The sequence below is a fragment of the Pseudomonas sp. LB3P25 genome (genome assembly GCF_054897985.1).
The window spans coordinates 5,506,226-5,531,579 of the sequence record NZ_CM142711.1 but is presented as its reverse complement, the minus strand read 5'-3'; the positions used below and the strand labels follow the sequence as shown (position 1 = coordinate 5,531,579).

Below are 25,354 nucleotides of genomic sequence, written 5' to 3'. Positions count from 1 at the left end.
CCAGCCTTGCAGGGATGTTTTTGTGATTTTTGGAGTTTCTATGCTCGAACAGGCTCAACGCGTCCTCAAGGACATCTTCGGCTACGACAGTTTCCGTGGCCGTCAGGGTGCAATCATTGAGCGCGTGGCCAGTGGCGGCGACGCCCTGGTGCTGATGCCTACCGGTGGCGGCAAGTCCTTGTGCTTCCAGGTGCCGGCGCTGTTGCGCGAAGGCCTGGCGGTGGTGGTGTCGCCGCTGATTGCACTGATGGACGACCAGGTTGCCACCCTCGAAGAGCTGGGCGTCGCCGCGGCAGCATTGAACTCCACCCTGAGCGCCGAGCAGCAGCGCGATCTGGCCGCACGGATCAAGCGCGGTGAAGTGAAAATGCTTTACCTCGCGCCCGAGCGTCTGGTTCAGCCACGGATGCTGGCTTTCCTGCAAAGTCTTGAAATTTCCCTGTTCGCCATCGACGAGGCCCACTGCGTGTCCCAATGGGGCCACGACTTCCGCCGCGAATACCTGCAATTGGGCCAGTTGGCGGAATTGTTCCCCAACGTTCCGCGTATCGCCCTGACCGCGACCGCCGACAAGCGTACCCGGGAAGAAATCGTCGATCGCCTGCATTTGCAGGACGCCGAGCGCTTCCTCTCGAGTTTCGACCGCCCCAACATTTTCTATCGCATCGTGCCCAAGGAGCAGCCGCGCAAGCAGTTGCTGGCGTTCCTCGCCGAGCGGCGCAGTGATGCCGGCATCGTCTATTGCCTGTCGCGCAAGAAAGTCGACGAAGTGGCGGTGTTCCTCAGCGAACAGGGCTTCCCGGCGCTGCCGTACCACGCCGGTCTGCCCAACGATACCCGGGCTCACCACCAGAAGCGCTTCCTCAACGAGGAAGGCCTGATCATGGTCGCCACCGTGGCGTTCGGCATGGGCATCGACAAGCCCAACGTGCGCTTTGTCGCTCACCTCGACTTGCCAAAATCCCTTGAGGCTTACTACCAGGAAACCGGTCGCGGTGGCCGTGATGGTCTGCCGGCAGACGCCTGGATGGCGTACGGCCTGCAAGACGTGGTGATGCTCAAGCAGATGTTGCAGAACTCCGAGGGCGACGAGCGCCACAAGCGTCTGGAGCAGCACAAGCTCGACGCCATGCTCTCGCTCTGCGAAGAAACCCGCTGCCGTCGCCAGACGCTACTGGCTTATTTCGACGAAGACATGCCCGAACCGTGCGGCCATTGCGATAACTGCGTCGATGGCGTGCAGACCTGGGACGCCACCGAGCCGGCCCGTCAGGCACTTTCGGCGATCTACCGCACCGGCCAGCGTTACGGTGTCGGGCATTTGGTCGATGTGTTGCTGGGCAAGGACAACGAAAAGGTTCGCAACTTCGGCCATCAGCATCTGTCGGTATTTGGTGTGGGCAAGGCGATGGGAGAGAGCGAATGGCGCTCCTTGTTCCGACAACTGGTTGCCCGCGGTCTGGCGGACATCGACCTCGAAGGCTACGGCGGTCTGCGTCTGAGTGACACCTGTCGACCACTGCTCAAGGGCGAAGTGACCCTCGAACTGCGCCGCGACCTCAAGCCGCAAACCACGGCCAAAAGCAGCAAGAGCCAAGCGAGCCAACTGGTTCGCGGCGAAGAACGCGAACAATGGGAAGCTCTGCGCGCCCTGCGTCGCAAACTCGCCGAAGAGCATGGTGTGCCGCCATACGTCATCTTCCCCGATTCGACATTGCTGGAAATGCTCCGCAGCCAGCCGACCTCGCTGTCGGAAATGGCCACGGTCAGCGGCGTTGGCGCACGCAAGCTGGAGCGTTACGGTGAAGCCTTCCTCGAAGTCCTCGGCGGGCAGGTCGAGGCGCCGAAAGTGGTGGCCGACCTGCGCCACGAACTGATCACCCTGGCCCGCGCCGGCATGACGCCGTTGCAGATCGCCGGTCAGCTGCAATGCTCGGAAAAGAACGTCTACACCCTGCTTGCCGAAGCGATTGGCAAGCAGCAGTTGTCGCTGGAGCAAGCGCTGGATCTGCCCGAAGAGTTGATGGGTGAAATCCAGGATGCGTTCCTCGACGGCGAGGGCGAATTGCCGCCCGTGTCGGAGATTGCCGCCCTGTTCGCCGGGAGAGTGCCGGAAGGGGTTTTGTACTGTGTTCGGGCGGCGCTGCAATCCGAATTCGAGATTTAGGTGACCTGCCACATAGATGTAACGATTCAGTACAGAGCAAGCCTTGCCTCCAGCCAAGGGTCATGCTTAGCTGACTAATAATTAGTTTTTCTCTATTTCAGTCTAATCATGAGTGTTTTATGCCGTTAACCGACCAACACCGCTTTGGCATGCAACTGGCCCAGATGTCGCGCGGCTGGCGTGCTGAACTGGACCGCCGTCTGGCTGGCCTGGGTCTGTCCCAGGCGCGCTGGCTGGTGCTGCTGCACCTGGCGCGTTTCGACGATGCCCCGACCCAACGTGAACTGGCGCAAAGCGTCGGCGTTGAAGGGCCGACCCTGGCGCGACTGCTCGACAGCCTCGAAGGCCAGGGACTGGTGCAACGTCAATCGGTGCTGGAAGACCGCCGGGCGAAGAAAATCGTCCTCTGTGCCCCGGCGCTTCCCTTGATCGAACAAATTGAAACCATTGCCACCCAACTGCGCCACGAGTTGTTCGAAGGCGTCGATGAGGCGGACTTGAAGGTCTGTATGCGTGTCCACGGGCACATTCTGGCCAACCTGGAAAAGTCTTGAGGCATAAACGCACCCTGGACTTTTGAGATACTCCGTTGGGCAGACTATAAAGAACTACTTGGCAATATCGTGTTCGTACCGGATGTGCGAACGCGTACAAGATGGTTCTGGTTATCTAAGGGATGCTCATGCTCGAGAGTTGGCACATGGCTTTACGGTGTTGCGCCAGGCTGCTTCTGGTCGGTGGTGCCGTCACTTACTCGGCATTGGCTCCCGCGTTAGGCTTGGGTGATATCACCCTGCATTCGGCGCTGAATCAGCCGTTTCGCGCCGACATCGCACTGCAAGATGCTGCAGGTCTGGAGGAGGGTGAGCTCTCGGTCAGCCTGGCGACAGCGGACGAGTTCAGCCGCGCCGGCATCGATCGGGTGTTCTTTCTCAATAATCTGAAATTCACGCCAATCCTGCGCGGCAACCGCAGCCTGATCCGGGTGAGCTCCAGCAAACCGGTCAATGAACCTTTCCTGAATTTCCTGGTGCAGCTCAATCAGCCCAACGGGCGTGTGCTGCGCGAGTACACGGTCCTGATCGATCCGCCGGGTTCACCCGGGATTGTTCCCGTCACTGACGAACCGGTTACCGACGTTCAGTCCTCTGGATTCCCGACGGTTGAGCCGGCCATTGCGCAGCCACCTGCGGCGAAGGGCAAAAAGCCCCCGGCTCCTCGCGTCGATCAACCTGTCGCCACGCCTGCAAGTGATCCGGTTGCCGAACAACTGGCCGCCAGCGTGCTGCGAAACCAGCAGCTGCAAGCAACCATCGATGAATTGAATGCGAAGCTTCAGGCCCAGGAGGAGCAGGTCGCCGGTCAGAAAAAGCAGGTGACTGAACTGCAAACCCAATTGGCGGAAATCAAGTCAGCAGCGGTGGAGCCGGTTGCACCCGTCGTTGTGGCTCCAGCACCGGCCATTGTTGAAGAGCCTGAGGCCACCCATTGGGGGCTGATTGTCGGGTTGCTGGCGGTGGTGGCTCTGGTGTTGCTGGGGTTGTTCGTTCGGCGTCAACGACAACAGGTTCAGGCATTGCCCGACGCTTTACCTGTTTTGCCGTCACGGCATGAACCGGCGCTCAATCACACCGCAGAACCGGTTGCCCAATCTTCAGAGTTGCAACCGGCAACTGAATCGGGTGAAGAGACGCCCGCGGGCGATGTGCTTGAAGGGGTAGGTATCTACCTGGCCTATGGCCGTTTTTCCGAAGCGGCCGGCTTGTTGCGAGAGGCGCTGATCAAGGCGCCGCAGCGCACGGATCTGGCCGAGCAGCTGTTGGACATATTGGGTAAACAGGGTGACGTACCCGGCTATGAAGCACAGGAAAACAACCTGCGTGACGCCGGATACGATCTGCAAAAACTTCAGAATATTCGCGCCCAACACCCGAAACTGAGCAGTGCGGCACCGTTGGCCGTCGCAGCGTCAATCACTCCCCCCAAGGCTTCGATACCCGAAGCAGCGCCCAACGATGAGTTCCAGTTGAACCTGGATGACCTGTCGATGGATTCGAGTTGGGACCTGATCAGCCCTTTTGAGCACTCGCCGTCCGCCGCGAAGCCATCGAGCGATTCCGCGCCGGTCGAGCCGCCGTTTGTCTCGAACCTGCACGTCTTGCCCGAGGTATTTGAAATGCCCGACGACTCGACGCTGGACGAGCCCGAACTTGAATGGGTCGCCGAGCCTGACTCGCAGTCTCTGGATGACACCTTTCTCAACGAGTTCAGCGATCCCGGCCAGTCGCTGGAACTGGAACCGCTGAACCTGGAACCGGCCGAGCCGAGCAGCGCCGACAAACTGGAACAAGCCCAGACCTGCATTGATGACGGCGATCTGGACAGCGCCATCGAACTGCTCAACGAGTTGCTCAAGGAAGATAACGAGCCGCTTAAGCAGACCGCCAGGAACCTGCTCGCCGGGCTATCATAGCGGCGCCCTCTGGCTCAGGAGTTCGCCGATCATGACTGCACGCAAACCGGAAATCATCATCACGTATTGCACGCAATGCCAGTGGCTGTTGCGTGCGGCCTGGCTGGCCCAGGAACTGCTCAGCACCTTCGGTGACGACCTGGGCAAAGTGTCGCTGGTACCCGGCACCGGTGGGGTATTTCACATTTTCTGTGACGACGTGCAGATCTGGGAGCGCAAGGCTGATGGCGGTTTCCCGGAGGCCAAAGTGCTGAAGCAGCGGGTCCGCGATCAAATTGATCCGGACCGCGATCTGGGACACAACGACCACACTCAGTGAGAGGCGGCTTCTGCTGCAACGGTTTTCTTGCTTGAGCCGCCCGAGAGTCTGCTGGAGACCACGATCGCCACGATGATCAACGCGCCACCGATCAGCATGCGCAGCGTCGGGTTTTCATCAAACAGCAGCCAGGCCATGGTGATGCCGTAAACCGGCTCCAGGGCGAACACCACTGCGGCGGTCCGCGCCTTGATCACTGCCAGGCTGGCGACAAACAGACTGTGAGCGACGCCGGTGCAGAACACCCCGAGCAGACCGATCCACAGCCAGTCGATGACGCGCACTTCGCTCAACTGCGGTGCCGCAATCGGCAACAGGCACAACGCGACCACCACGTTCTGACACAGCGCAGCCTGCACCGCCGGGATTCGCCCGGAGCTGGCGCGGTTGGTCAGCGATAGCAGAGAGAACAGCAAACCTGAGCCCACCGCCCACAACAGGCCCGTGGTGGCGCCGCTGGCCAGATCGAAATCAGGGGTGACCAGCACCAGCCCAATACTGACCAGCACCACCAGCAGGATTTCGTTGGCGCGAATTCGCTCGCGGAAGATCAACCCTTCAAGGATCACGGTAAACGCCGGGAAACTGGCGAAACCCAGGGTCGCGATCGCGACGCCCGCGACCTTCACCGCGATGAAGAAACTCACCCAGTGCCCGGCCAACAGCAAGCCGCTGAGCAACAGTCGGCGCCAGTCCTCGGCCTCGAGTTTCTGCCAGCGAGTATTGCTGGCGAACCGCGCAAAAACGGCTAACGCCAGCACAGCGAACGCGGCACGACCAAAAACGATAATCGCGGGGGAGGCAGCAGCCAGTTTGCCGAACACACCGGTCAAGCCGAACATCAGTGCGCCGATATGCAGGGCGCCAAGGGCGGTACGGGGAGTCATTGCAATCCTTGAAAAACGAATAAAACCAGGCCGGAGACAACGCCGTCCCCTGTAATTGAATGGACTCGCCCAAGCCGAGGCGTCTGTGCGCCACGGTGGCATTCTTATAGAAGCCAACGACAGCGAGGGCGAGGCCATGAAAAAGCATACGACGATCAACCAGTCTTTGTCAGCCGATGCGGCGGCATGCACCACAGTTGCGGTGGATCTTGCCAAAAGGGTCTTTCAAGTGGCCGGGGAGGATGCCCTCGGTCAGGTGATATTCGAGGATCGAATCAAGTCACGCGAGGCCTTTCAGGTATTTCTTCATAAGCTACCAGTGAGCGTGACGGTGTTGGTGGAAACCGGGCCAGGCGCTCAGGCGTGGGCGCGGTTGCTGCAAACGCAGGGTAATCCAGTGCGCATCCTGCCGGCCCAGTTGGTTGCCAATCATCGCAGCGGCCCGAAAAATGATCGCAACGATGCATTGGCTATCTTGCGCGCAGGCCGCGATTGCAAGATCTCATCTGTACCGCTCAAGAGTGCGGCGGCGCTGGCGATGCAGGCTCTGCACAGGGCCCGGCAGGGATATGTACGGCGACGTACTGCGGTCGGCAATCAGATGCGCGGTTTACTGCTGGAACACGGTGTGGCCATGGCGCAGGGCGAAATAGCTATCAGCCAACTCGTGCCTCGGGTACTGGAAGATACCACCCAACCGTTGCCCGATTTGCTGCGCGAACTGATCGCCGAACTGCTGGGCGAATGGAGTCAACTGGGCGAACGCGTCAACGTGCTGACTGGTCGGCTGGAAACAGCCGCGAAGGCGGACGAGACGGCGAAGCGGCTGATGACGGTGCGCGGCGTTGGTCCGATCATCGCCACGGCGTTGTTGGCCAAGCAGACCGAGCCTGAACGCTTCGCCAACGCCCGCTTGTTCGCCGCCTACTTCGGGTTGGTGCCCAGCCAGCACAGCAGCGGCGAGAAGGTCCGGTTGGGCAAGATGAGCAAGCATGGCGATGCTTACTTGCGCAGTCTGACGATCCAGGGTGCCCATGCCGTTTTAAGACAGCTACGACCCGATTCACAGCAGCCGGACGACCAACGTCTCCAGCGTTGGATATCCCGCCTGGGTCGCAAGGAGGCGGCGGTGCGCTTGGCCAACCGCAACCTGCGCATCCTCTGGGTGCTATTGCAAAACGACCAGACTTATCGTCGCCAGCCGGGCACTGGCCAGGAGGCTGCGATGAGTCACTGATAACAGAGTTCTGCCACCGGGGCGTTAAGCCGCTCCAACCCATGCTAAGAACATTGACCCCAGGTCAGACCGTCGCGGATTGATGCCTAAGCTGCTACTGGCCCTTGAGGCCTTACTGTAATCGGCATACCGCGAGCTTACCCAATGTTGGCCAGAAGCCGTTGAAGGCTTCCTCGAACAGGCCTCATACATAGATGCAACCGGGTAGCAGTGTTTAAAAGCGGGTTGAACGTGGGGGCGAGTCCATACATAGCAGCTGGCGAAGCCTGCGTCCGGCTGCGAAGCAGTCGTATTGTCAGGCACCGCGGCCTTTCAGATGTACCGTGCATGCAGTTTTACGGCTGCTTCGCAGCCGGACGCAGGCTTCGCCAGCTGCTACATTTAATCGTGCAATGCCCCGTTACGTCTGTCGCCAGACTATCGTCCTTTGTCGCCAGCCTCTCGGCGCAACTTGCCAGGCGATGCGCCAAACTCCCGCAACACCGCCGCAGCAAATGCACTCTGAGAACTGTAACCCACTCGACTGGCAACCTCGCCGATGGGCAATGGCGAATCCCGCAGCAGTCCAACAGCGATATGGAGCCGTCGACTGCGGATGTAGTCCATCGGCGTCTGCCCGCATTCAGCAACGAACCGCGCATGCAACCGAGCGCTGGACAGACCGGCGATGCGCGCCAGATCGGCAACTTGAAGTGGATAGGCCGCGTACTGATCGATATGCGCATTCAGCGCCGCATAAGGCAGGCGCCGACCGCCGACGATCTCGGGTTTGGCGTTGTTGAGGCTGGCCAGCAACAACACCGCGCCTTGTTGCGCGATCAATGGATCGCTGACCTGACTGCCCGCCAGCCAACTGACTAATTGGCTTTGCCCGGCATCCAGCGGCAGGCGACCGGCGTTGTCGAGCAAACGACGGCTGGCCTCGGCGTGATCACCAAGGGACTGGGAAACCCATTGGTCGCTGGGCACATCCAGCACCAGGCAACGGCTGCCATTGGCGCTACCGCAGGCGTGATGGAAACCGGATGGCACCAGCACGAAACTCTGTTGAACCACCTGACTGCCATGCCCGTCGATCTCGAAATCCAGCGCGCCCGACAGCCCGAACACCAGTTGGGCATGGTCATGGCTGTGGACGATCAGGTCTCGGGTGTATTGGCGAAGCGTGAGGATCGGTCTCATCGCAGGTCTCCTGGTCAAGGTGCGGCCAGTCTACACCGGCCGAGCGCTGTCACAGGACTGACTCGCCACTGTCATGGGCAATTAACCCGACCGGCGCAAAGTTGCAAAAACTTTTGCAGAGGGTTGCCCATGACCAGCGCCGAGCTCGCCAAACCCAGTCGTAAGCAACGTGTGCGGACCTTGTGGATTTCCGACGTGCATCTGGGTACCCGGGATTGCCAGGCCGAACACCTGTCGCAGTTTCTCAAGGGCTACCACGCGGACAAGATCTACCTGGTCGGCGACATCATCGATGGCTGGAAGCTGCGCGGCGGCATGTACTGGCCTCAGGCGCACACGAATGTGATCCGCCGGTTGCTGACCATGAGCAAGCGCGGCACCGAGGTGATCTACGTCACCGGCAACCACGACGAATTCCTGCGCCGCTATTCGAAGCTGATTCTGGGCAATATCCAACTGGTGGATGAAGCGGTGCACGTGACCGCCGATGGTCGGCATCTGTTAGTGATCCACGGCGATCAGTTTGACGTGATCACCCGGTATCACCGCTGGCTGGCCTTTCTCGGTGACTCGGCCTACGAATTCACCCTGACCCTCAACCGCTGGCTCAACCATTGGCGCGCCCGTTATGGCTACGGTTACTGGTCGCTGTCGGCCTACCTCAAGCACAAGGTCAAAACCGCGGTCAGCTTCATCAGCGATTTCGAAGAAGCCATCGCTCACGAGTGCGTCAAGCGCGAGTTGCACGGCGTCGTGTGTGGGCACATTCACCATGCCGAAATTCGCAAGGTCGGCGGGGTGGACTACCTCAATTGCGGGGATTGGGTGGAGTCGTGCACAGCGCTGATCGAGCATTGGGACGGGTCGATCGAGTTGTATCGATTGGCGGATGCTCAGGCGCGGGAGGCCGAGTTGAAGGCCATTAAAATCGCGGAACCGGCTTAAGAACAAGGTGTTTGGGCGGGCCTCTTCGCGAGCAGGCTCGCTCCCACATTTTTAATCGTATTTTCCTGAAAGAACTCGGTCACCTGTGGGAGCGAGCCTGCTCGCGAATGGACTGCGCGGCAGTCCCCAGCAGTTTTCAGGCTGGCGAATGTTCTTCCATCGCCGCCTTGTAAATTGAATACTTCGGCTGCGCAAACAACCGTTCCATCATCGGTTCAAAGAAGCTCAGCGGCAGCGTGTCATACGCCGGATCAAACGCCGCTGCATCATATTTGGCGCAAAACTCAATGGTCGCCTGATACTGCGGATGCCCGCTGAATTGCTCGCGCAAATGCCGGTCCATCCCTAGATGATGGAAGAAGTAATACCCCTGGAAAATCCCGTGCTTCTCGACCATCCACAGGTTCTCGGCGCTGACGAACGGCTTGAGAATCGCTGCGGCGATGTCCGGGTGGTTGTAGGAACCCAAGGTGTCGCCAATGTCGTGAAGCAGCGCGCAGACCACGTATTCTTCATCGCGGCCATCGCGCCAGGCACGGCTGGCGGTTTGCAGGGAATGGGTCAGACGATCCACCGGGAAGCCGCCAAAATCGCCCTCCAGTAATTTCAGGTGCGCCACAATCCGTGTCGGCAATTGCCTCGCATAGGCACTGAAGTCTGCGGCGATGATCGCCCAGTCTTCCTGCGTGCCGTCCTGCATGTGGGTGAAACGGGCGTTGGCATTCATCGCCTATCCTCTTATTCTTTTCGAAAGGGATTTTTTGAGTGTAGGGCCTGGATCCAATATCGCACTGGCTACGCAGGACGCTTTTGTGGCCCATCGGGCCTAGAACGGCACGCGGCCCAGAATCATGTCTCGGTACATAACGAAATCGCCGAGCAGGCTGTAAAACGGATGTTGAAAGGTCGCAGGACGGTTCTTCTCGAAGAAGAAATGCCCGGCCCAGGCGAAGCTGTAACCCGCCAGCGGTAGGGCCAACAATAGTAGCCAGGCGCCTTTGCCAATGGTCAGGGCCAGGATGAAAATAACCAGCGTCGTGCCGATAAAGTGCAATCGTCGGCAGGTACTGTTGCTGTGTTCGCTGAGGTAATACGGGTAGAACTCAGCGAAGCTATTGAAACGTTTGATGTTTTCCACGACTGCGATCTCTGTGGTTATTGTTCTGACTGCAAGTTGTTCTGCGGGTAGCGTATTTGAGTCTAGAGTGATCATTGGCATCAGCCAGTGACAATAAGCGCCACTTTAGTATCCTTCGGAAATTGGCCGCGGTAGACGGCTCACTAAGTAGTAAGTAGACGCCATGAGCGAACGAACGACTTCTGCAAGCTGGGCGATGGGGATTGTCAAAGCACTGGAGATGGACGGCCTGGATTGCCGGGTTCTGTTCAAGCAGTTGGGGCTCGACTACGCGGCACTGGATGATCCGGACGCGCGCTTCCCGCAAGATTCCATGACACGACTGTGGCAGCGCGCGGTTGAGCTGTCCGGCAACCCGGCGATTGGCCTGAACATGGGCAAGGTGGTGCGACCGGCCTCCTTCCATGTGGCGGGCTACGCCTTGATGTCCAGCCAGACCCTGGCCGAAGGCTTTCAACGGCTGGTGCGTTATCAGCGGATCATTGCCGAAAGTGCCGACCTGAGTTTCCGGTTGTTGGAAGAAGGTTACGCGCTGATTCTGACGGTCCACGGCGACCACCTGCCACCGACCCGGCAGAGCGCCGAAGCGTCACTGGCGTGTGCCCTGGCGCTGTGTGGCTGGTTGACCGGGCGCACCCTGCAACCGCGCAAGGTGCTGGTGCAGGGCGATCAACCCGCCGATCTCGAACCCTATAAACAAGCCTTCCATGCGCCTTTGGTGTTCAACGCGCCTTTTGACGCCTTGATCTTCGAGCGCGCTGACATGGAGGCACCGCTGCCTACCGCCAACGAGGCGATGGCGCTGTTGCATGACCGGTTTGCCGGTGAATACCTGGCGCGGTTTTCCGAGAGTCGCGTGACCCACAAGGCGCGACAGGTGCTGTGCCGTTTGCTGCCCCAGGGCGAACCCAAGCGCGACACCGTGGCGCAGACGCTGCACCTGTCGCAACGCACCTTGCAGCGACGCTTGCAGGAGGAGGGCACGAGTTTTCAGACGTTGCTGGACGACACGCGACGTGAACTGGCCGAGCAATACCTGGCCCAGCCAACCATGACCCTGCTGGAAATTGCCTACCTGCTGGGGTTCGCCGATCCGAGTAACTTCTTCCGCGCCTTCCGACGCTGGTTCGACACCACACCCGGCGACTACCGGGCGCGGCTGATCGAAGCACCGAAGCTTGTCAGTGACGCCAGAACGCCGGAATACACAGAACAAACACCGTAATGATCTCGAGTCGGCCCAGTAGCATGCCGAACGAGAGAATCCACTTCGCGGCGCCCGGCAGGGTGGCGAAGTTGCCCGCAGGGCCAATCGTTTCGCCCAGTCCAGGACCGACGCCGGACACTGTGCTGGCCGCGCCGGTAAGGGCGGTCATCCAGTCCACGCCGAGCAGCGACAACAGCAGCGCGATGACGCAGATGGTGATGGCGAAGAAGAACGAAAAGGTCAGAATTGAACGCACGATCTCTTCGTCGAGGCGGTGACCGTTGTACTTCTGCTTGATCACAGCGCGCGGGTGAATCAACTGGTTAAGGTTGGCCTTGAGCAGGATGTAAGCAACCTGGAAGCGGAAAATCTTGATCCCGCCAGCGGTCGAGCCCGAGCACCCGCCGACAAAACCCAGATAGAAGAACAGCATCAGCGAGAAGTTGCCCCACAGGCTGTAGTCCCCGAGTGCGAAACCGGTGGTCGTCACCACCGAGGTCACGTTCAGCGCCACATGCCGCAGCGCCTCCAGCCAATGCAGCTGGGTGGTCCACCAGTACCAGGTGCCAAGCACCAGCCAGGTCACCAGCAACATGCCGAGCAAGCCTTGAACCTGCTGATCCTTGATCAGTGCCCTGCGGTTACCGCGCAAGGTCGCTACATACAGGGTGAACGGCAGGCTGCCGAGGATCATGATGACAATCGCCACCCAGTGCACCGCCGGTTGCGTCCACTTGGCCAGAGACTGGTCGGACGTTGAGAAACCGCCGGTGGAAATCGCCGACATCGCGTGGTTGATCGCATCGAACGGGCTCATACCGGCCCACCAGAACGCCAGGCTGCCGATAATGGTGATGCCGACGTAGGCCGCAACGATCAATCGCGCCACCATGTGCGAACGGGGCATGACTTTTTCGGAACGGTCCGACGACTCGGTCTGAAACAGCCGCATGCCGCCGATGCGCAGCAGTGGCAAAATCGCTACCGCCATGCCGATAAAGCCGATGCCGCCGATCCAGTGCAGCAACGAGCGCCACATCAGAATGCCAGGGGACATGGTGTCCAGGCCCGTGAGCACGGTGGACCCGGTGGCGGTAATACCGGACATGCTTTCGAAGAACGAGTCGGTGTAGCTGATGTGCTGAGTCAGCAGGAACGGCAGCGCGGCGAAGATGCACACCACCAGCCAGCTGCTGACGGTCAGCAGGTACATGTCTCGCGGACGCAGGTGTACATGTTCCGGGCGACCGGGGATGACCAGCGCGAGGCCGGCGAGAAAGGTAATCATGCTCGCCCAGAGGAACGACGGCAGGTCGCTGGTGCGGTCGAAAATCACCAGCGTGGCCATGGGCACGACCATGGCGATGGCCAGTGTGATCAGGAAGATGCCGATGATGAAACCAATAGTCCGTAAGGTCGGCAACGCCATGAAGTCCGCTCGGGCTGAAATAGGGAAGGGCGCCATTCTACCTGCGGGGTCTGCTATGTAAACCGGCACTCCCGCGGTGGTTGCAGGGCCTGCCATCAATTATTGCCTGTGCCGCGCAGGCAATAATTGATGGCAGGCCCTAGAATGGCTTCACATTTTTTTCAGGAGGTGGCCGATGCAGGCTCTCGACGCTTTGCTCAACCGTGTTTCCGTTCCACGACTGATTGAACCGGCACCGACCGCAGAACAACGCGAAGTGCTGTTTGGCGCTGCGATGCGAGCGCCAGACCACGGCCACTTACAGCCTTGGCGCTTCCTGACAGTCGAAGGCGCGGCGCGCGAGCAAATGGGCGAGTTGCTGGCCGAAGCAGCGAAGCTGCAGGACAGTGAGGTGTCCGAGGCGGCGCTGGACAAGGCGCGTAACGGTCCGCTACGTGCGCCGCTGGTGGTTGTGGTGATCGCGCGGTTGCAGGATCACGCTAAATATCCGAAGTCCGAACAACTGCTGGCGGCGGGTTGTGCGGCTCACGGGATTTTGCTGGCGGCTTATGCGCAAGGGATTGGCGCGGTGTGGCGCACGGGTGAACTGGCGTATTCGGCGCATGTGGCCAAGGGGTTGGGGCTGGCTGAAGGGGAAGAGGTGATTGCGTTTCTTTATCTGGGTACGCCGCAGAAAGAGCCGCGTGTTGCGGAGAAGGTTGATCTGGCGGAATTTGTCAGCGTCTGGCCTTCCAAGGGCTGAGAGCGGTCGTTTGTGAGTGAGGGGTGAATCATTGTGATCCAGCCCTCACCCTAACCCTCTCCCGGAGGGAGAGGAGACTGACCGGGTTGTTCTTGGAGCTACATCGACCTGAAAATCCGAGTTGAACTCAGGATATGAAACGCCTCCGATCCAGGCTGTGTGAAAACGCACTGATGGTGGTTCCAAGCAAACGCCCCGACTTGTTCGGGGCGTTTGCTTTTGTGCAGACAGCAGGCGAAAAAGGCTTTTCAGCCCATCAACGCCATCAGTTGGCGCGCGCCGAGCACGTTAATTGCTCGTTTCAGGTTGTAGGCGTTCACTGCCAAGGCCATTTCGGCTCTTGTACCCTCAAGCTGTCGCAGCAGGAAGCGAGCATTGCCAAACAACCACTGCTTAAGGTTGCCGAACGGATGCTCAACGATGGATCTTCGAGCGGTCATCATTTCTGGATGCGCCAGCATTCGCTGCTCCATTCGTTCGAAAGCCTCTTCATGAGCATGGCGTGTGACATAGCGGCGCTGGGCCTCAGTACATTGCGCTTTCAGCGGACAGTTGGCGCAGTCGCTAACCGCCGCCTGATAGATGCGATCCCCCTTACTGATCTGCTTGAGTGTCAGCCATTTGCCGGCAGGACATTGATATCGATCCTGCGCTGCATCGTAGGTAAACACTGTTCGATCGAAGAACGCCTGCTCCTTACCGCAGGAGTTACTTGACCGATTCGGCGGTACATAAACCGTGATGTTCTCATCCTCACAAGCCTGGAACTGCCTGCCATTCGAGTAGCCCGCATCGGCAGTGACCGTCAGTTCATCTTGCTGCAGTTGTTCCTTGGCGGCCTTGGCCATCGGCTCAAGTTGCTTGCGATCATCACTGTCCTGAGTGACTTCATGATGCAGAATCAGGCAATGCTCAGCGTCCGCGGCGGTTTGCACGTTGTACGCAACCCGCGGCCCTTTGTGCGTTCGCATCATTCGGGCATCGCTTTCGTGGGTATTGAATTGCTCAAGCTCCATTGATTTCATCAGTGCCTGGCACGTCAGGTTATTGGAGTGCCTGAGTTCAAGTTGCGCCAAAGCCGTCTTGACCGCACTGCGATCAACCACCTCATTGGCTTCGTTTTTATCCGCCTCATCCAACTCGGCCAAATACTGAGCGATGCGTTTATCCAGCTTCTGCTCCTGGTGCTTGAGCCGCTTCAAATTCATATGACGCCGCGAGGAAGCAACCGCCTGAAACTTGCTGCCATCGATGGCCACCAGCTCGCCGGCGATGAGACCCACCGTGCGGCAAAACTGGACGAAGGCACGACAGGTCGCGATAAAGGCAGCTTTGTTGTTCTTGCGAAAGTCGGCAATGGTCTTGAAGTCGGGTTTGAGCCGGTTGATCAACCACATCACTTCGATGTTGCGCTGGCACTCGGCTTCGAGACGCCGCGATGAGCGAATCCGCTGGAAATAGCCATAGAGGAACAGCTTGAGCTGATCGGCGGGATCGTAAGAGGGGCGCCCGGTACCTTTTGATAAGGCTTTATCAAAACCCAAGCGCACAAGATCAAGCTTGGCGACGTAGGTGTCGATCACACGAACGAGGTGATCCTCGGGGATCAACTCTTCCAGCGAGACCGGGAACAGGCTGGTCTGGCTGCGGGACTGTCCTTGGATGTAGGCCATAACGAAAAATGCTCCGTATCTTTCGATACGGAGCATTTTCTTTGAGCTCCGCGCAGATTGCTAGGTTTTCACACAGTCTGGATCTGCTCCCTTTCCCCCTCTCCCCCATGGGGAGAGGGCTGGGGTGAGGGGTGGGTTTCAGAGCTGCACCACAGCCCCAGGCACCAGAGGCAATTCCAGGCTTGCGATGAACCCACCGTCCGGATGATTGGCCAGCACCAGACTCCCGCCATGCCGCTCCGCCGCCCGGCGCGCAATCGCCAATCCCAAACCATGTCCAGCCGCCGTCTGCCCCGGCGCCCGGTAGAACGGCTCACCCAACTGGTTCAAATGCGTAGCCTCTACGCCTGGCCCGTGGTCACGCACACTGACCACAATCCGCTCACCCTGACGCACCGCCTGCATTTCAATCGATTGCCCTACCGGGTTGAACCGCTGAGCATTGCGCAGCAGATTGTCGACGGCGCGTTCGATCATCGTCGGCCAGCCTTTAAGGTTCAGCTGCGGCTCGGCCTCAAGGTGCACGTTCTGCTCTGGGGAACCTAATTGAGCGTCCTTTTGCAGGGTGTTGAGCAGCGCATTGAGATCAACCTCTTCGGCGCTGGCGTTGTCGGCATCGACCCGCGCCAGTACCAGGATTTCGCTGATCAGCGCTTCCAGCCGGTCGCACTCCCGAGTGAGGCGCGGCCAGAGTTTTTCCCGTTCTTCAGGGTTGGCCCGCTCGGCCAGAGCCAGCGCAATGCGCAGCCGGGCTAGCGGTGAACGCAGCTCATGGGACACATCCCGCAGCAACTGCCGCTGGCTGCCGATCAAACTTTGCAGGCGCGCGCCCATGCGGTTGAAGTCGTTGGCCAGCACGCCAAACTCATCGCGCCGGTTGGCCAGTTTTACCAGGCTGTTTTGTTGGTAGGTGGTTTGCCCCAGATCATGCACCGCACCGCGCAAGCGGTTGAGTGGGCGAGTAATGGACAACGTCACGAACAGACTGAACAAGGTCAGCACCACCAGCGCGATACCCAGCGCACTCAACGGCCAGAGCAGGCTTTCGCGGTGCCAGGCGTCCAGCTCCGGGTGCGGAATGCGGTAGATCAGCAGGTAGGTGTCGCCGGTTTTTTCGCTGGTGTATTCCGCGGTCAGACGACGCCACGGCAGGCGACGGTCGTCGTTGTTCTGCCGCGCTTCGAAGGCCGCCGCCCGGCGTGGAAAGGTACCGCGCACCACCGGATCGCCGCTCTCGTTGAGCACCTGAACGTCGATGTGATACTGGCGCTTGCGCTGTTCCAGAATGTCCTGGGCCGCGTCTTCACCCTGTGACTCGTAGGTTTGCGTCCACTGTTCGGCCAGGGTGTTGAGGCCCGGGTGGCGACTGAGAATCCACGCGTCCTGATTGAGCATGTGCCCGAGCAGAATGGAGAGCCCCGCAACCAGAGAGATGGCCAGCCAGAAGCTGGCCAGGATACGCCAGAACAATGAGCGCACAGAAAATCCTCAAACAAACACAAATCCAATGTGGGAGTGAGCCTGTGTGGCGAGGGGATTTATCCCCGTTCGGCTGCGAAGCAGTCGTCAAACCATTGCTTGCGGTGTATCTGAAACACCGCAATGTTCGATTCGGGGCCGCTTTGCAGCCCAACGGGGCGGTGCGACGTTTCGCTAAATCCCCTCGCCACACAGGCTCGCTCCCACATTGAACTGAGTGGCATCAGACCCAACGGTGTTAGCCGTCGGGTCCGGGGGTTAGCGCATTATTGCGCTTTTTGCGGCTGTTGCGCTTTCCAGGCCTTGAACTCGGCCCATTCGGCGCGACGCTCAGCCTGTTTTTTCTGGATCTCGTCGAATTCCTTCTGTTGATCCGGTTTCAGCAAGGCTCGCACGTCAGCTTCAGCTTTCTTGTGGTTGGCTGCCATTTCATCTTTCATGGCCTTCTGGTCGGCTGGCGAGAGTTTTTCCAGGTACTTGTCGACCACTTGCTGACGCTCATGCATCTGCTCGCCCATGATTTTGCGGATCTGCTCGCGCTGTTCGCGGCTCAGGTCCAGCTGGCTGTACGGGCCTTTGCCGTGCATGCCGTGCATCTGACCGCCATGGCGTGAGCCGTCCATCGGGCCACCCATCGAGCCGGCACCTTCAGGCATGGCCATGGCAACGGTTGGCAGGGCGGCAGCGAACATCAGAGCGATAAGAGTCTTGCGCATGGTGAATCTCCTTGTCTCGTTCCCGGTACGTTCCGGATGAGTACAGATTACGGAGATCAAGGTCAGCGGCGGTCAGCAGAGCGTAAAGCTTGGGTAAAGACGATCTCAGATTGACCTGACAAATCCAACACTTTGCCTACTTCTCTCTGAAGGAACTGACCTGTGTAGCAGCTGCCGAGCCTGCGAGGCTGCGTTCGGCTGCGCAGCAGTCGTGAATTCAGGCGCTGCGGACTTTCAGGTGAACCGAGCGCGCAGGATTTACGACTGCTGCGCAGCCGAACGCAGCCTCGCTGGGGCTCGACAGCTGCTACGAAAGTTCGCGTTAGGGTTCAGAGGCTGTAGTAATAGCCTCGGCTGCGCAGGGCCACGATGCGTGGGCGGCCGTCGGGGTGCGGGCCGATCTTTTTGCGCAGGTTGCTGACGTGCATGTCCAGGCTGCGGTCGTACAGCGTCAGTTTGCGGCCGAGGGCGATTTGCGCCAGTTCCTGTTTGTCCAGCGGCTCGCCGGGTTGCTTGAGCAGGGCTTCGAGCAAACGGCTTTCGGAAACGGTGAGGGTGAATTCCTGTTCATCGATGCTGACCACGCCGCGCACCGGGCTGAAACACAGGTCGCCCAGTTCGAGCTGACTGGAGACTGCTGCCGGATGACTGCGGCGCAACACGGCGCGCAGGCGGGCTGTCAGTTCCCGTGGGTCGCACGGTTTGGCCAGGTAATCGTCGGCACCGAGTTCCAGGCCGAGGATGCGGTCCAGCGGCTCGCCGCGGGCCGAAAGCATCAGCACAGGTAAATCCGGGTGGTCGCTGCGCAATTGCTTGAGCAATTCCAGGCCGCTGCCGTCCGGCAGCATCACATCCAGTACCACGGCGGCCGGCGACGTTTCGGCCAGTGCGCGACGGGCGCTCTGACCATCGTGGCAGGCGCGGACCTGGAAGCCTTCCTGGCTCAACCAACTGCTCAGGAGCTCACACAGCTCCTGGTCATCATCAATTAATAACAGCTCGCTCATGACTCACTCAATTTAGCCATTGCCTACGTTTTCTGGTGGCACCACTGGCGAAGATACCGCAGAGCAGCGCCAATAGCGCTACTCCGGCGCCGATGACGAACCACTGTTGCTGATCGGTCAATAGACGCGGCAGCGGGCTGCTGGCCTGGGCTTCCTTGAGTTGCAGCTTGAGGCGCTGATTCTCTTGGCGCAACCGGCTCAGTTGGGCGCTTTCGCGTTCGGCATCGGTATTTTGCAGTTGTTTGCTCAGTTCTTCTCGTTGCTGTTCGCTTACCTTCAAGCGCTGTTGCAACTCGGTGATCTGGCTGCCGGCGCTCAGGGACAATGGCGTGGAATTACCGCCCTCGGCGCTTTCTTCACCGTGGGCAGCGGCCACAATCGACAACGTCACCAACATCAGACACAACGGACCTTTGCGCATCGCAACTCCTGATTCCAATACGAGTATTGGGCAGGTTGTCGGCCGGTAAACGAGAATAATGAGCGTTGAGCGCGCGATGAACCGATAAGGTTCATCGCGCTGGAGGGATATTACGGCAGGACTTGCTTGAACGGCTTGACCGAAACGTTGGCGTAGACGCCTGCGGCGATATACGGATCAGCATCGGCCCAGGCCTGTGCGGCGCTCAGGGAATCGAACTCGGCGACGATCAGGCTGCCGGTGAAACCCGCAGCGCCCGGATCATTGCTGTCGACCGCCGGGTTGGGGCCGGCCAAGACAATGCGGCCTTCACCTTTGAGCACTTGCAGGCGCTCAAGGTGTGCAGGCCGTGCGGCCAGGCGGGCTTCCAGGGAGTTCGCGACGTCTGTGGCAATGATTGCGTAAAGCATGTCAGTCCTCGGTTTTTGGCGTTGTGGTATCGGCGTCGTGCAGGTGGCGGGACAAATAAATGCCCTGGCCGACCAGGAACAGCAACGTCATGCCCAGGCTGCCGAAGACCTTGAAGTCGACCCAGTAGCTCTGGAACGTGAACGCGACGAACAGGTTGGCGGCGCCGCAAAACAGGAAAAAACCGATCCAGGCGATGTTCAGTCGAGTCCAGATCGGGTCCGGCAGGTTCAGCGCGTGGCCCATGATGCGTTTGATCAGCAGTTGCTCACCGACGAAGTGGCTGCCAATGAATGCCAGGGCGAACAGCCAGTTCACCACCGGGGCTTTCCATTTCAGGAAGGTTTCGCTGTGGAACGCCAGGGTCAGGCTGCCGAAGACCAGGCAGGCGATGAGGGTCAGCCACTGGCTCTTCTCCAGCTTGCGCTGCTTGATGAACAGCGTGCCGTAAACCACCAGCGAGCTGATGATCAGCATGGCGGTGGCGCTGTAAATTCCGCCTACAGTCAACTCATGACCGGCGATGTCAACGACCCGTGGATCGAGTTTGAAGACGATGAAAAACAGCAGAAGCGGGATGAAATCGATGAATTGTTTCACAGTGGCAGCCAGAAGCAGGATGTGGCGGCATAATAACAAACATATGGGCGCGCGATAGCGCCAGCTGATTTGAGGTAAAAAAGTCCCGTGAATGTTGATTTGCACTGCCATAGCACGGCCTCCGATGGCGCTCTCGCGCCTGCAGTACTGGTTGCGCGTGCGTTCGAGAAAGGCGTGCGAGTCCTGGCCCTGACCGATCACGACACCCTCGAAGGCCTCGACGAGGCTCGCAGTACGGCTACCGCGCTGGGGATGCAATTGGTCAACGGCGTCGAATTGTCCTGCACCTGGGGCGGCGCGACCATTCACGTTTTGGGCTACGGATTTGATGTCAATGCCGCGCCGTTGGTCGAGGCCATCGCTAAATTGCACGATGGCCGCTGGCTACGGTCCGAAGAAATAAGCCGAAAACTGGCATTGAAAGGCATGCCGGGCGCGCTCGAAGGGGCCCGGGCCATCCAGCAGGAACTGGGTGACAGCGGCAACGCGCCGGCCCGCCCGCATTTCGCCGACTGGATGGTGCGTGAAGGTTTCGTCAAGGACCGCGCCGAAGCGTTCCGCAAATGGCTGGGCGCCGGCAAGCTGGGCGACGTCAAGCAACACTGGCCGACCCTGGAAGACACCGTCGAAACCCTGCGCGCCGCAAAGGCCTGGGTCAGCCTGGCGCATCCCTGGCACTACGATTTCACTCGCAGCAAACGTCGCCGCCTGATTGCCGACTATATTCAAGCAGGGGGCCACGCTATCGAAGTGGTCAATGGCCATCAGCCCGCCGAGCAAGTGGGCAGCCTGGCGATTCTCGCCCGCGAGTTCGGTCTGCTGGTCAGCGCCGGCAGTGATTTTCATGGCCCTGGAGGCTGGTCCGAGATCGGTGAGTACCGCCCGCTCCCGGAGGATCTGCCACCACTGTGGTGTCGATTCAAACATGACCCAATTATTGCCGCCGTCTGAACAGGTAGAGAATGTGAGTCAATTTTTCCAGATTCATCCGGAAAACCCGCAAGCGCGCCTGATTAAACAGGCTGTCGAGATCATCCGCAGCGGCGGGGTGGTGATTTATCCCACAGACTCGTCCTACGCAATTGGTTGCCAGATCGGCGACAAGAATGCCGTGGAGCGCGTGCGCCGGTTGAGACAGCTGGACGAAAAGCACAACTTCGCGCTGATTTGCAGCGACCTGTCGCAACTGGGGCTGTTTGCCAAGATCGATACCGGCACCTTCCGCCTGCTTAAAGCTCATCTGCCGGGGCCTTACACCTTCATTCTCAACGCCACCCGCGAAGTCCCGAGGCTGTTGTTGCATCCGAAAAAACGTACCATCGGCCTGCGCGTGCCGAGCCATCCGATTGCCTTGGCGCTGCTGGAGGAACTCGGCGAACCGCTGATGAGCGTGACCCTGATCATGCCGGGTGATACTGACCCGCTGACCGACCCGTACGAAATGCGCCAGTTGCTCGAGCATCAGGTCGACCTGATCATCGACGGCGGTTTCGGCGGGATCAAGGCGTCCACCGTGATCAACCTCGCCGACGGCGAGCCGGAAGTGATCCGCGTCGGTTGCGGCGACCCGACGCCGTTCATGGCCGAGGCGTAGATGTCTGCAGTAGAACCCGTTGTCGACAGTCAGGCCGGAGCCCAGCAAGAGCTGCCCTTCGCGATGGTCTATGGCCAGGCGGTCATGGAAATGCCGCTGGATCTCTACATTCCGCCGGACGCGCTTGAGGTCTTTCTCGAAGCCTTCGAAGGCCCCCTGGACCTGCTGCTGTACCTGATCCGCAAACAGAACATCAACATCCTCGATATCCCGGTGGCGGAAATCACCCGGCAGTACATGGGCTATGTCGAGTTGATGCAATCGGTGCGTCTGGAACTGGCCGCCGAGTACCTGGTCATGGCCGCGATGCTGGCCGAGATCAAATCGCGGATGCTGCTGCCGCGTGCCGAAACGATCGAGGCCGAAGAAGACGACCCTCGCGCTGAACTGATCCGCCGATTGCAAGAGTACGAACGCTTCAAGGCTGCCGCTGAAGGCATTGATGGTCTGAGCCGGGTCGGTCGTGACGTGGTGGTGCCCAAGCTGGATGCGCCGGAGGCCCGGGCGCGCAAGCTGTTGCCGGATGTGCGCTTGTCAGAGCTGCTGTTGTCCATGGCCGAGGTCCTGCGCCGTGGTGACATGTTCGAAAGCCACCAGGTCAGCCGCGAGGCGTTGTCCACGCGCGAACGCATGAGCGATGTGCTGGAGCGCCTGAAGGGCGGCGGTTTCGTGCCCTTTGTCGAGCTGTTCACCGCTGAAGAAGGACGTCTGGGGGTGGTGGTAACCTTTATGGCGATTCTCGAACTGGTCAAGGAATCCTTGGTCGAGCTGGTGCAGAATGAGCCGTTCGCAGCCATCCACGTGCGGGCCCGAGCCGAATAACGAGTTGAATCATGAACCTGACTGAACCCCGCGAGCTGGCGCCACTGCTTGAAGCCTTTCTGTTGGCCTCGGGAAAACCGCAATCGCTTGAACGCCTGTTCGAACTCTTCGAAGAGGGCGAGCGGCCGGAGCCGCCGGTCTTCAAGAAAGCCCTGACGATTCTCGCCAAGTCCTGCGACGGCCGCGCCTTTGAGCTGAAGGAAGTGGCCTCCGGGTATCGCTTGCAGATCCGCGAAAAGTTTTCGCCGTGGGTAGGACGTTTGTGGGAAGAGCGACCGCAGCGCTATTCCCGTGCCATGCTCGAAACCATTGCGCTGATCGCCTATCGCCAGCCGATCACCCGGGGCGAGATCGAAGACGTGCGGGGCGTGGCGGTCAACAGTCAGATCGTCAAAACCTTGCTGGAGCGCGAGTGGATCCGCATCGTCGGTTACCGTGACGTGCCCGGTAAGCCGGCGATGTTCGCCACCACCAAGGCTTTTCTCGATCACTTCAACCTGAAAAACCTCGACGATTTGCCGCCGCTGGCCGAGCTGCGCGAGCTTGAGCCTGATCCGGTGCTCGATTTCGACGACGCGCCGGTGCCTGCCGGGTTGCAAGAGTTGGCCGACGCCAGCGCCGAGCCGGAAGAGCCGAAGGAGGAAACCAGTTTCCACACGTTGTTGCTGGAGCTGGACACCATGGAGGAGGGGCTCAAGACCGACTTCGATGATTTGTTGCGCGATGAAGCTGTGACTGAGGCTGAAGAAGGTCTGAATCAGCCCGAGCCTGAGCCTGAGCCTGAGCCTGAAATCGAAGTTGAACTTCAGATCGAGCCCGAAGACACAGTCGAAGAAGAGCAGGAAGATGATGTTCTTGGCGTTGCCGAAGCTCGCGAGAAACTCCTGGCCGCCGTCGCCGCCCTTGAACAACACAAGCCCGACCCCGAGTTGACCGACGAAGAAGCCGAAGCCCAAGCCCTCGCCGAAGCGATCGAGGCCGAACGCCGCGAATTCGACGACTGACCCCATTCTCTGAGCAATGGGGATCCCCTGTGGGAGCGAGCCTGCTCGCGAAGGCGGCGTGTCAGCCAAGATGATGTCGACTGACACTCCCTCTTCGCGAGCAGGCTCGCTCCCACAGTGTTTTGTGTTTCCTGGAGATGGTGATGAGTTCTACCAAAAACCCCTGCATCAGCGTCTGTAAGTTCACCGACGACATCTGCCTCGGCTGCGGCCGCAGCAAACGCGAGATCAAGGCCTGGAAGAAACTCGACAAGGTCGACAAGCGCACAGTCCTCGCCGAAGCCTCGCTGCGATTGATCAAACTCGGCGCCACCGGTCGGCGGAAAAACAAGTAACTCGCCATTCCTCAGCTAGTCTCTGATGCGCGAACGCTCCCATGAGCGTATGATTCGCGACCCTCCGGCGATCCCTTCGCCGGAGTACCAGCTTTCAACTCTTCAGGACCCTCACTTCAGAGCTGCCTGAACAGACCACACCGGGAGGTGCCCAGATGAGTATCAACGACCAGAAAGACGACCAGGAAATCGGCCCAGCAGGCGAAAAACTGCAGAAAGTCCTCGCCCGTATCGGCGTCGGCTCGCGCCGTGACGTAGAAGCCTGGATCAGTCACGGCCGCATCAAGGTCAATGGCAAAGACGCCACCCTTGGCCTGCGCGTCGACCTGCATGACGCCATCACCATCGATGGCAAGGTGATCAAGCGCGAAGAAGCCGCCGAGTCGGTACGCCGCGTGATCATGTACAACAAACCCGACGGTGAAATCTGCACCCGTGACGACCCTGAAGGCCGTCCGACCGTGTTCGACAAGATGCCGCGCCCGAAAGAAGGTCGCTGGATCAACATCGGTCGTCTGGACATCAACACCACCGGTCTGCTGATGTTCACCACCGACGGTGAGCTGGCTAACCGCCTGATGCACCCTTCCTATGAGATGGACCGTGAATACGCGGTACGTGTCCGTGGCGAAGTCGATGACGAGATGATCGAGCGTCTGAAAGCCGGCGTCGTCCTCGAAGACGGCCCGGCCAAGTTCACCGACATCAAGCAGGCGCCAGGTGGTGAAGGTTTCAACCACTGGTACCACTGCGTGGTGATGGAAGGTCGCAACCGCGAAGTCCGTCGTCTGTGGGAATCCCAAGGGCTGGTGGTCAGCCGTCTGAAGCGCGTGCGTTTCGGCCCGGTGTTCCTCAACTCCGACCTGCCGATGGGTCGCTGGCGCGAAATGAGCCAGTACGAAGTCGACATTCTGAGTGCTGAAGTCGGCCTGACCCCGGTGGCCATGCCGCAGATGAACGCCAAGAGCAAAGACAAGCTTGAGCGTATGCAGCGTAAATCGTCCCGTCCGGTCGGCAAGACCGAGCGCGTACGCACGCTGCGTCCAGCGGCGGGTGCTCCGGCTGCTGGTCCACGCGCACCGCGTGAGCCACAGATCGAAGGCGAACGTCCGTCCCGCAAGCCAGCGGCGCCTCGTGCTGATGGCGAGCGCGGTCCACGCACTCCGCGTCCGGCGAACGGTCGCACTGAACGTGGCGAAGGCCGCGGTGCGCCAAGCGGTGGTCGTAGCGATCGCGGTGCTCCAGCCGGTCGCGGTACGCCCGTCGCAGACCGTCCTTCAGACACCAAGCGCCCGGCCAAGCCAGCGCCGAAGAAACGCCCGGGCATCGTTCTGGTCGACAAGGACGCGCCATCGGGCAAACGCCGCGGTGCGCCAGCCGGTTCGGGCCAGCGCCCGGGCTTCGGTCGTCGCAAGCCTGAGTAATCGGTAAGCGCTCCATAAAAAACGCCAACCTTCGGGTTGGCGTTTTTTTTGAGTCTGGCTTAAGTGATGTGATGAATGTGCGGGCCCTTTCGCGAGCAGGCTCGCTCCCACATTTGATCGCATTCCCATGAAACAACTCGTTCCA

The 25,354-nt window shown here is 59.8% G+C and carries 26 protein-coding genes; 14 read left to right on the top strand and 12 right to left on the bottom strand.

Features of this window, described 5'->3' with window-relative positions; translation table 11 throughout:
* Positions 1-40 precede the first annotated feature (40 nt).
* From recQ to ACYZTW_RS25450, 4 genes are all read left to right on the top strand, one after another.
* On the top strand, positions 41-2,167 hold the full coding sequence (gene recQ, locus ACYZTW_RS25465) for a DNA helicase RecQ (protein ID WP_008156159.1): 2,127 nt from the start codon (positions 41-43) through the stop codon (positions 2,165-2,167).
* Positions 2,168-2,286: 119 nt separating this feature from the next.
* The gene (locus ACYZTW_RS25460) at positions 2,287-2,721 is read left to right on the top strand and encodes a MarR family transcriptional regulator (RefSeq protein WP_462002282.1); all 435 of its coding nucleotides are present in this window, start codon (positions 2,287-2,289) and stop codon (positions 2,719-2,721) included.
* 128 nt (positions 2,722-2,849) lie between these two features.
* Positions 2,850-4,640, top strand: a complete 1,791-nt coding sequence (locus ACYZTW_RS25455; protein WP_462002281.1) for a FimV/HubP family polar landmark protein — start codon at positions 2,850-2,852, stop codon at positions 4,638-4,640.
* Between the two features lie 31 nt (positions 4,641-4,671).
* Positions 4,672-4,959: an Rdx family protein gene (locus ACYZTW_RS25450; RefSeq protein WP_462002280.1), complete on the top strand. Its 288-nt coding sequence runs from the start codon at positions 4,672-4,674 to the stop codon at positions 4,957-4,959.
* Here the strand turns inward: ACYZTW_RS25450 and ACYZTW_RS25445 are convergent.
* A complete protein-coding gene (locus ACYZTW_RS25445; RefSeq protein WP_462002279.1) occupies positions 4,953-5,846 on the bottom strand; it encodes a DMT family transporter in 894 nt (297 codons plus the stop codon). The genes ACYZTW_RS25450 and ACYZTW_RS25445 overlap by 7 nt on opposite strands.
* A 136-nt stretch (positions 5,847-5,982) precedes the next feature.
* Here ACYZTW_RS25445 and ACYZTW_RS25440 point away from each other — a divergent pair, with 136 nt between their 5' ends.
* The gene (locus tag ACYZTW_RS25440; protein ID WP_462005284.1) at positions 5,983-7,083 is read left to right on the top strand and encodes an IS110 family RNA-guided transposase; all 1,101 of its coding nucleotides are present in this window, start codon (positions 5,983-5,985) and stop codon (positions 7,081-7,083) included.
* Positions 7,084-7,500: 417 nt separating this feature from the next.
* Here ACYZTW_RS25440 and ACYZTW_RS25435 read toward each other — a convergent pair whose 3' ends face one another.
* Positions 7,501-8,265 (bottom strand): helix-turn-helix transcriptional regulator, encoded by a 765-nt coding sequence (locus ACYZTW_RS25435; RefSeq protein ID WP_462002278.1) that lies wholly within the window; start codon positions 8,263-8,265, stop codon positions 7,501-7,503.
* A gap of 129 nt (positions 8,266-8,394) precedes the next feature.
* On the opposite strand from ACYZTW_RS25435, the gene ACYZTW_RS25430 reads away from it, so the two are divergent.
* Positions 8,395-9,210: a UDP-2,3-diacylglucosamine diphosphatase gene (locus ACYZTW_RS25430; RefSeq protein WP_008156147.1), complete on the top strand. Its 816-nt coding sequence runs from the start codon at positions 8,395-8,397 to the stop codon at positions 9,208-9,210.
* Positions 9,211-9,346: 136 nt separating this feature from the next.
* On the opposite strand, the gene ACYZTW_RS25425 is transcribed toward ACYZTW_RS25430, so the two are convergent.
* A complete protein-coding gene (locus tag ACYZTW_RS25425; protein ID WP_462002277.1) occupies positions 9,347-9,937 on the bottom strand; it encodes an HD domain-containing protein in 591 nt (196 codons plus the stop codon).
* 99 nt (positions 9,938-10,036) lie between these two features.
* On the bottom strand, positions 10,037-10,348 hold the full coding sequence (locus ACYZTW_RS25420) for an Mpo1-like protein (RefSeq protein WP_462002276.1): 312 nt from the start codon (positions 10,346-10,348) through the stop codon (positions 10,037-10,039).
* Positions 10,349-10,511: 163 nt separating this feature from the next.
* Here ACYZTW_RS25420 and ACYZTW_RS25415 point away from each other — a divergent pair, with 163 nt between their 5' ends.
* Positions 10,512-11,573: an AraC family transcriptional regulator gene (locus ACYZTW_RS25415; RefSeq protein ID WP_462002275.1), complete on the top strand. Its 1,062-nt coding sequence runs from the start codon at positions 10,512-10,514 to the stop codon at positions 11,571-11,573.
* Here the strand turns inward: ACYZTW_RS25415 and ACYZTW_RS25410 are convergent.
* Complete coding sequence (locus tag ACYZTW_RS25410) at positions 11,530-12,984, bottom strand: TrkH family potassium uptake protein (RefSeq protein WP_462002274.1); 1,455 nt, start codon at positions 12,982-12,984, stop codon at positions 11,530-11,532. The genes ACYZTW_RS25415 and ACYZTW_RS25410 overlap by 44 nt on opposite strands.
* A gap of 175 nt (positions 12,985-13,159) precedes the next feature.
* On the opposite strand from ACYZTW_RS25410, the gene ACYZTW_RS25405 reads away from it, so the two are divergent.
* Positions 13,160-13,726 (top strand): NAD(P)H nitroreductase, encoded by a 567-nt coding sequence (locus ACYZTW_RS25405; RefSeq protein WP_462002273.1) that lies wholly within the window; start codon positions 13,160-13,162, stop codon positions 13,724-13,726.
* Positions 13,727-13,974: 248 nt separating this feature from the next.
* Here ACYZTW_RS25405 and ACYZTW_RS25400 read toward each other — a convergent pair whose 3' ends face one another.
* From ACYZTW_RS25400 to ACYZTW_RS25370, 7 genes are all read right to left on the bottom strand, one after another.
* A complete protein-coding gene (locus ACYZTW_RS25400; RefSeq protein WP_462001183.1) occupies positions 13,975-15,399 on the bottom strand; it encodes an IS1182 family transposase in 1,425 nt (474 codons plus the stop codon).
* A 138-nt stretch (positions 15,400-15,537) separates the two neighbouring features.
* Complete coding sequence (locus ACYZTW_RS25395) at positions 15,538-16,878, bottom strand: sensor histidine kinase (protein ID WP_462002272.1); 1,341 nt, start codon at positions 16,876-16,878, stop codon at positions 15,538-15,540.
* Positions 16,879-17,144: 266 nt separating this feature from the next.
* Positions 17,145-17,594, bottom strand: coding sequence for an LTXXQ domain protein (locus tag ACYZTW_RS25390; protein ID WP_462002271.1), 450 nt, complete (start codon positions 17,592-17,594; stop codon positions 17,145-17,147).
* 329 nt (positions 17,595-17,923) lie between these two features.
* Positions 17,924-18,601 carry a response regulator transcription factor gene (locus ACYZTW_RS25385; RefSeq protein WP_027922300.1) on the bottom strand — a complete coding sequence of 226 codons (678 nt, stop codon included), beginning with the start codon at positions 18,599-18,601 and terminating at the stop codon, positions 17,924-17,926.
* Between the two features lie 7 nt (positions 18,602-18,608).
* The gene (locus ACYZTW_RS25380; protein ID WP_462002270.1) at positions 18,609-19,022 is read right to left on the bottom strand and encodes a translation initiation factor 2; all 414 of its coding nucleotides are present in this window, start codon (positions 19,020-19,022) and stop codon (positions 18,609-18,611) included.
* A 110-nt stretch (positions 19,023-19,132) separates the two neighbouring features.
* Complete coding sequence (locus tag ACYZTW_RS25375; protein WP_059407602.1) at positions 19,133-19,432, bottom strand: YciI family protein; 300 nt, start codon at positions 19,430-19,432, stop codon at positions 19,133-19,135.
* Between the two features lies 1 nt (position 19,433).
* The gene (locus tag ACYZTW_RS25370; protein WP_462002269.1) at positions 19,434-20,030 is read right to left on the bottom strand and encodes a septation protein A; all 597 of its coding nucleotides are present in this window, start codon (positions 20,028-20,030) and stop codon (positions 19,434-19,436) included.
* Between the two features lie 87 nt (positions 20,031-20,117).
* Between ACYZTW_RS25370 and ACYZTW_RS25365 the strand changes: the two genes are divergently transcribed.
* From ACYZTW_RS25365 to rluB, 6 genes are all read left to right on the top strand, one after another.
* Entirely contained in the window at positions 20,118-20,981 is an 864-nt protein-coding gene (locus ACYZTW_RS25365) for a PHP domain-containing protein (protein ID WP_046046431.1), read from the top strand.
* 13 nt (positions 20,982-20,994) lie between these two features.
* Positions 20,995-21,624, top strand: a complete 630-nt coding sequence (locus ACYZTW_RS25360) for an L-threonylcarbamoyladenylate synthase (protein WP_090473963.1) — start codon at positions 20,995-20,997, stop codon at positions 21,622-21,624.
* Positions 21,625-22,446 (top strand): segregation and condensation protein A, encoded by an 822-nt coding sequence (locus tag ACYZTW_RS25355; protein ID WP_462002268.1) that lies wholly within the window; start codon positions 21,625-21,627, stop codon positions 22,444-22,446. It begins immediately after the preceding gene.
* Between the two features lie 11 nt (positions 22,447-22,457).
* The gene (gene scpB / locus ACYZTW_RS25350; RefSeq protein ID WP_462002267.1) at positions 22,458-23,450 is read left to right on the top strand and encodes an SMC-Scp complex subunit ScpB; all 993 of its coding nucleotides are present in this window, start codon (positions 22,458-22,460) and stop codon (positions 23,448-23,450) included.
* A gap of 143 nt (positions 23,451-23,593) precedes the next feature.
* Positions 23,594-23,785 (top strand): DUF1289 domain-containing protein, encoded by a 192-nt coding sequence (locus ACYZTW_RS25345; RefSeq protein ID WP_462002266.1) that lies wholly within the window; start codon positions 23,594-23,596, stop codon positions 23,783-23,785.
* A gap of 155 nt (positions 23,786-23,940) precedes the next feature.
* Positions 23,941-25,209 (top strand): 23S rRNA pseudouridine(2605) synthase RluB, encoded by a 1,269-nt coding sequence (gene rluB / locus ACYZTW_RS25340; protein WP_462002265.1) that lies wholly within the window; start codon positions 23,941-23,943, stop codon positions 25,207-25,209.
* The last annotated feature ends 145 nt before the right edge of the window (positions 25,210-25,354 follow it).

What these genes read in the sequence shown, in the direction of transcription:
- recQ (WP_008156159.1), top strand. Translation starts at nt 41, where the DNA reads ATGCTCGAACAGGCTCAACGCGTCCTCAAGGACATCTTCGGCTACGAC.
- ACYZTW_RS25460 (WP_462002282.1), top strand. Translation starts at nt 2,287, where the DNA reads ATGCCGTTAACCGACCAACACCGCTTTGGCATGCAACTGGCCCAGATG.
- ACYZTW_RS25455 (WP_462002281.1), top strand. Translation starts at nt 2,850, where the DNA reads ATGCTCGAGAGTTGGCACATGGCTTTACGGTGTTGCGCCAGGCTGCTT.
- ACYZTW_RS25450 (WP_462002280.1), top strand. Translation starts at nt 4,672, where the DNA reads ATGACTGCACGCAAACCGGAAATCATCATCACGTATTGCACGCAATGC.
- ACYZTW_RS25445 (WP_462002279.1), bottom strand. Translation starts at nt 5,846, where the DNA reads ATGACTCCCCGTACCGCCCTTGGCGCCCTGCATATCGGCGCACTGATG.
- ACYZTW_RS25440 (WP_462005284.1), top strand. Translation starts at nt 5,983, where the DNA reads ATGAAAAAGCATACGACGATCAACCAGTCTTTGTCAGCCGATGCGGCG.
- ACYZTW_RS25435 (WP_462002278.1), bottom strand. Translation starts at nt 8,265, where the DNA reads ATGAGACCGATCCTCACGCTTCGCCAATACACCCGAGACCTGATCGTC.
- ACYZTW_RS25430 (WP_008156147.1), top strand. Translation starts at nt 8,395, where the DNA reads ATGACCAGCGCCGAGCTCGCCAAACCCAGTCGTAAGCAACGTGTGCGG.
- ACYZTW_RS25425 (WP_462002277.1), bottom strand. Translation starts at nt 9,937, where the DNA reads ATGAATGCCAACGCCCGTTTCACCCACATGCAGGACGGCACGCAGGAA.
- ACYZTW_RS25415 (WP_462002275.1), top strand. Translation starts at nt 10,512, where the DNA reads ATGAGCGAACGAACGACTTCTGCAAGCTGGGCGATGGGGATTGTCAAA.
- ACYZTW_RS25410 (WP_462002274.1), bottom strand. Translation starts at nt 12,984, where the DNA reads ATGGCGTTGCCGACCTTACGGACTATTGGTTTCATCATCGGCATCTTC.
- ACYZTW_RS25405 (WP_462002273.1), top strand. Translation starts at nt 13,160, where the DNA reads ATGCAGGCTCTCGACGCTTTGCTCAACCGTGTTTCCGTTCCACGACTG.
- ACYZTW_RS25400 (WP_462001183.1), bottom strand. Translation starts at nt 15,399, where the DNA reads ATGGCCTACATCCAAGGACAGTCCCGCAGCCAGACCAGCCTGTTCCCG.
- ACYZTW_RS25390 (WP_462002271.1), bottom strand. Translation starts at nt 17,594, where the DNA reads ATGCGCAAGACTCTTATCGCTCTGATGTTCGCTGCCGCCCTGCCAACC.
- ACYZTW_RS25385 (WP_027922300.1), bottom strand. Translation starts at nt 18,601, where the DNA reads ATGAGCGAGCTGTTATTAATTGATGATGACCAGGAGCTGTGTGAGCTC.
- ACYZTW_RS25380 (WP_462002270.1), bottom strand. Translation starts at nt 19,022, where the DNA reads ATGCGCAAAGGTCCGTTGTGTCTGATGTTGGTGACGTTGTCGATTGTG.
- ACYZTW_RS25375 (WP_059407602.1), bottom strand. Translation starts at nt 19,432, where the DNA reads ATGCTTTACGCAATCATTGCCACAGACGTCGCGAACTCCCTGGAAGCC.
- ACYZTW_RS25355 (WP_462002268.1), top strand. Translation starts at nt 21,625, where the DNA reads ATGTCTGCAGTAGAACCCGTTGTCGACAGTCAGGCCGGAGCCCAGCAA.
- scpB (WP_462002267.1), top strand. Translation starts at nt 22,458, where the DNA reads ATGAACCTGACTGAACCCCGCGAGCTGGCGCCACTGCTTGAAGCCTTT.
- ACYZTW_RS25345 (WP_462002266.1), top strand. Translation starts at nt 23,594, where the DNA reads ATGAGTTCTACCAAAAACCCCTGCATCAGCGTCTGTAAGTTCACCGAC.
- rluB (WP_462002265.1), top strand. Translation starts at nt 23,941, where the DNA reads ATGAGTATCAACGACCAGAAAGACGACCAGGAAATCGGCCCAGCAGGC.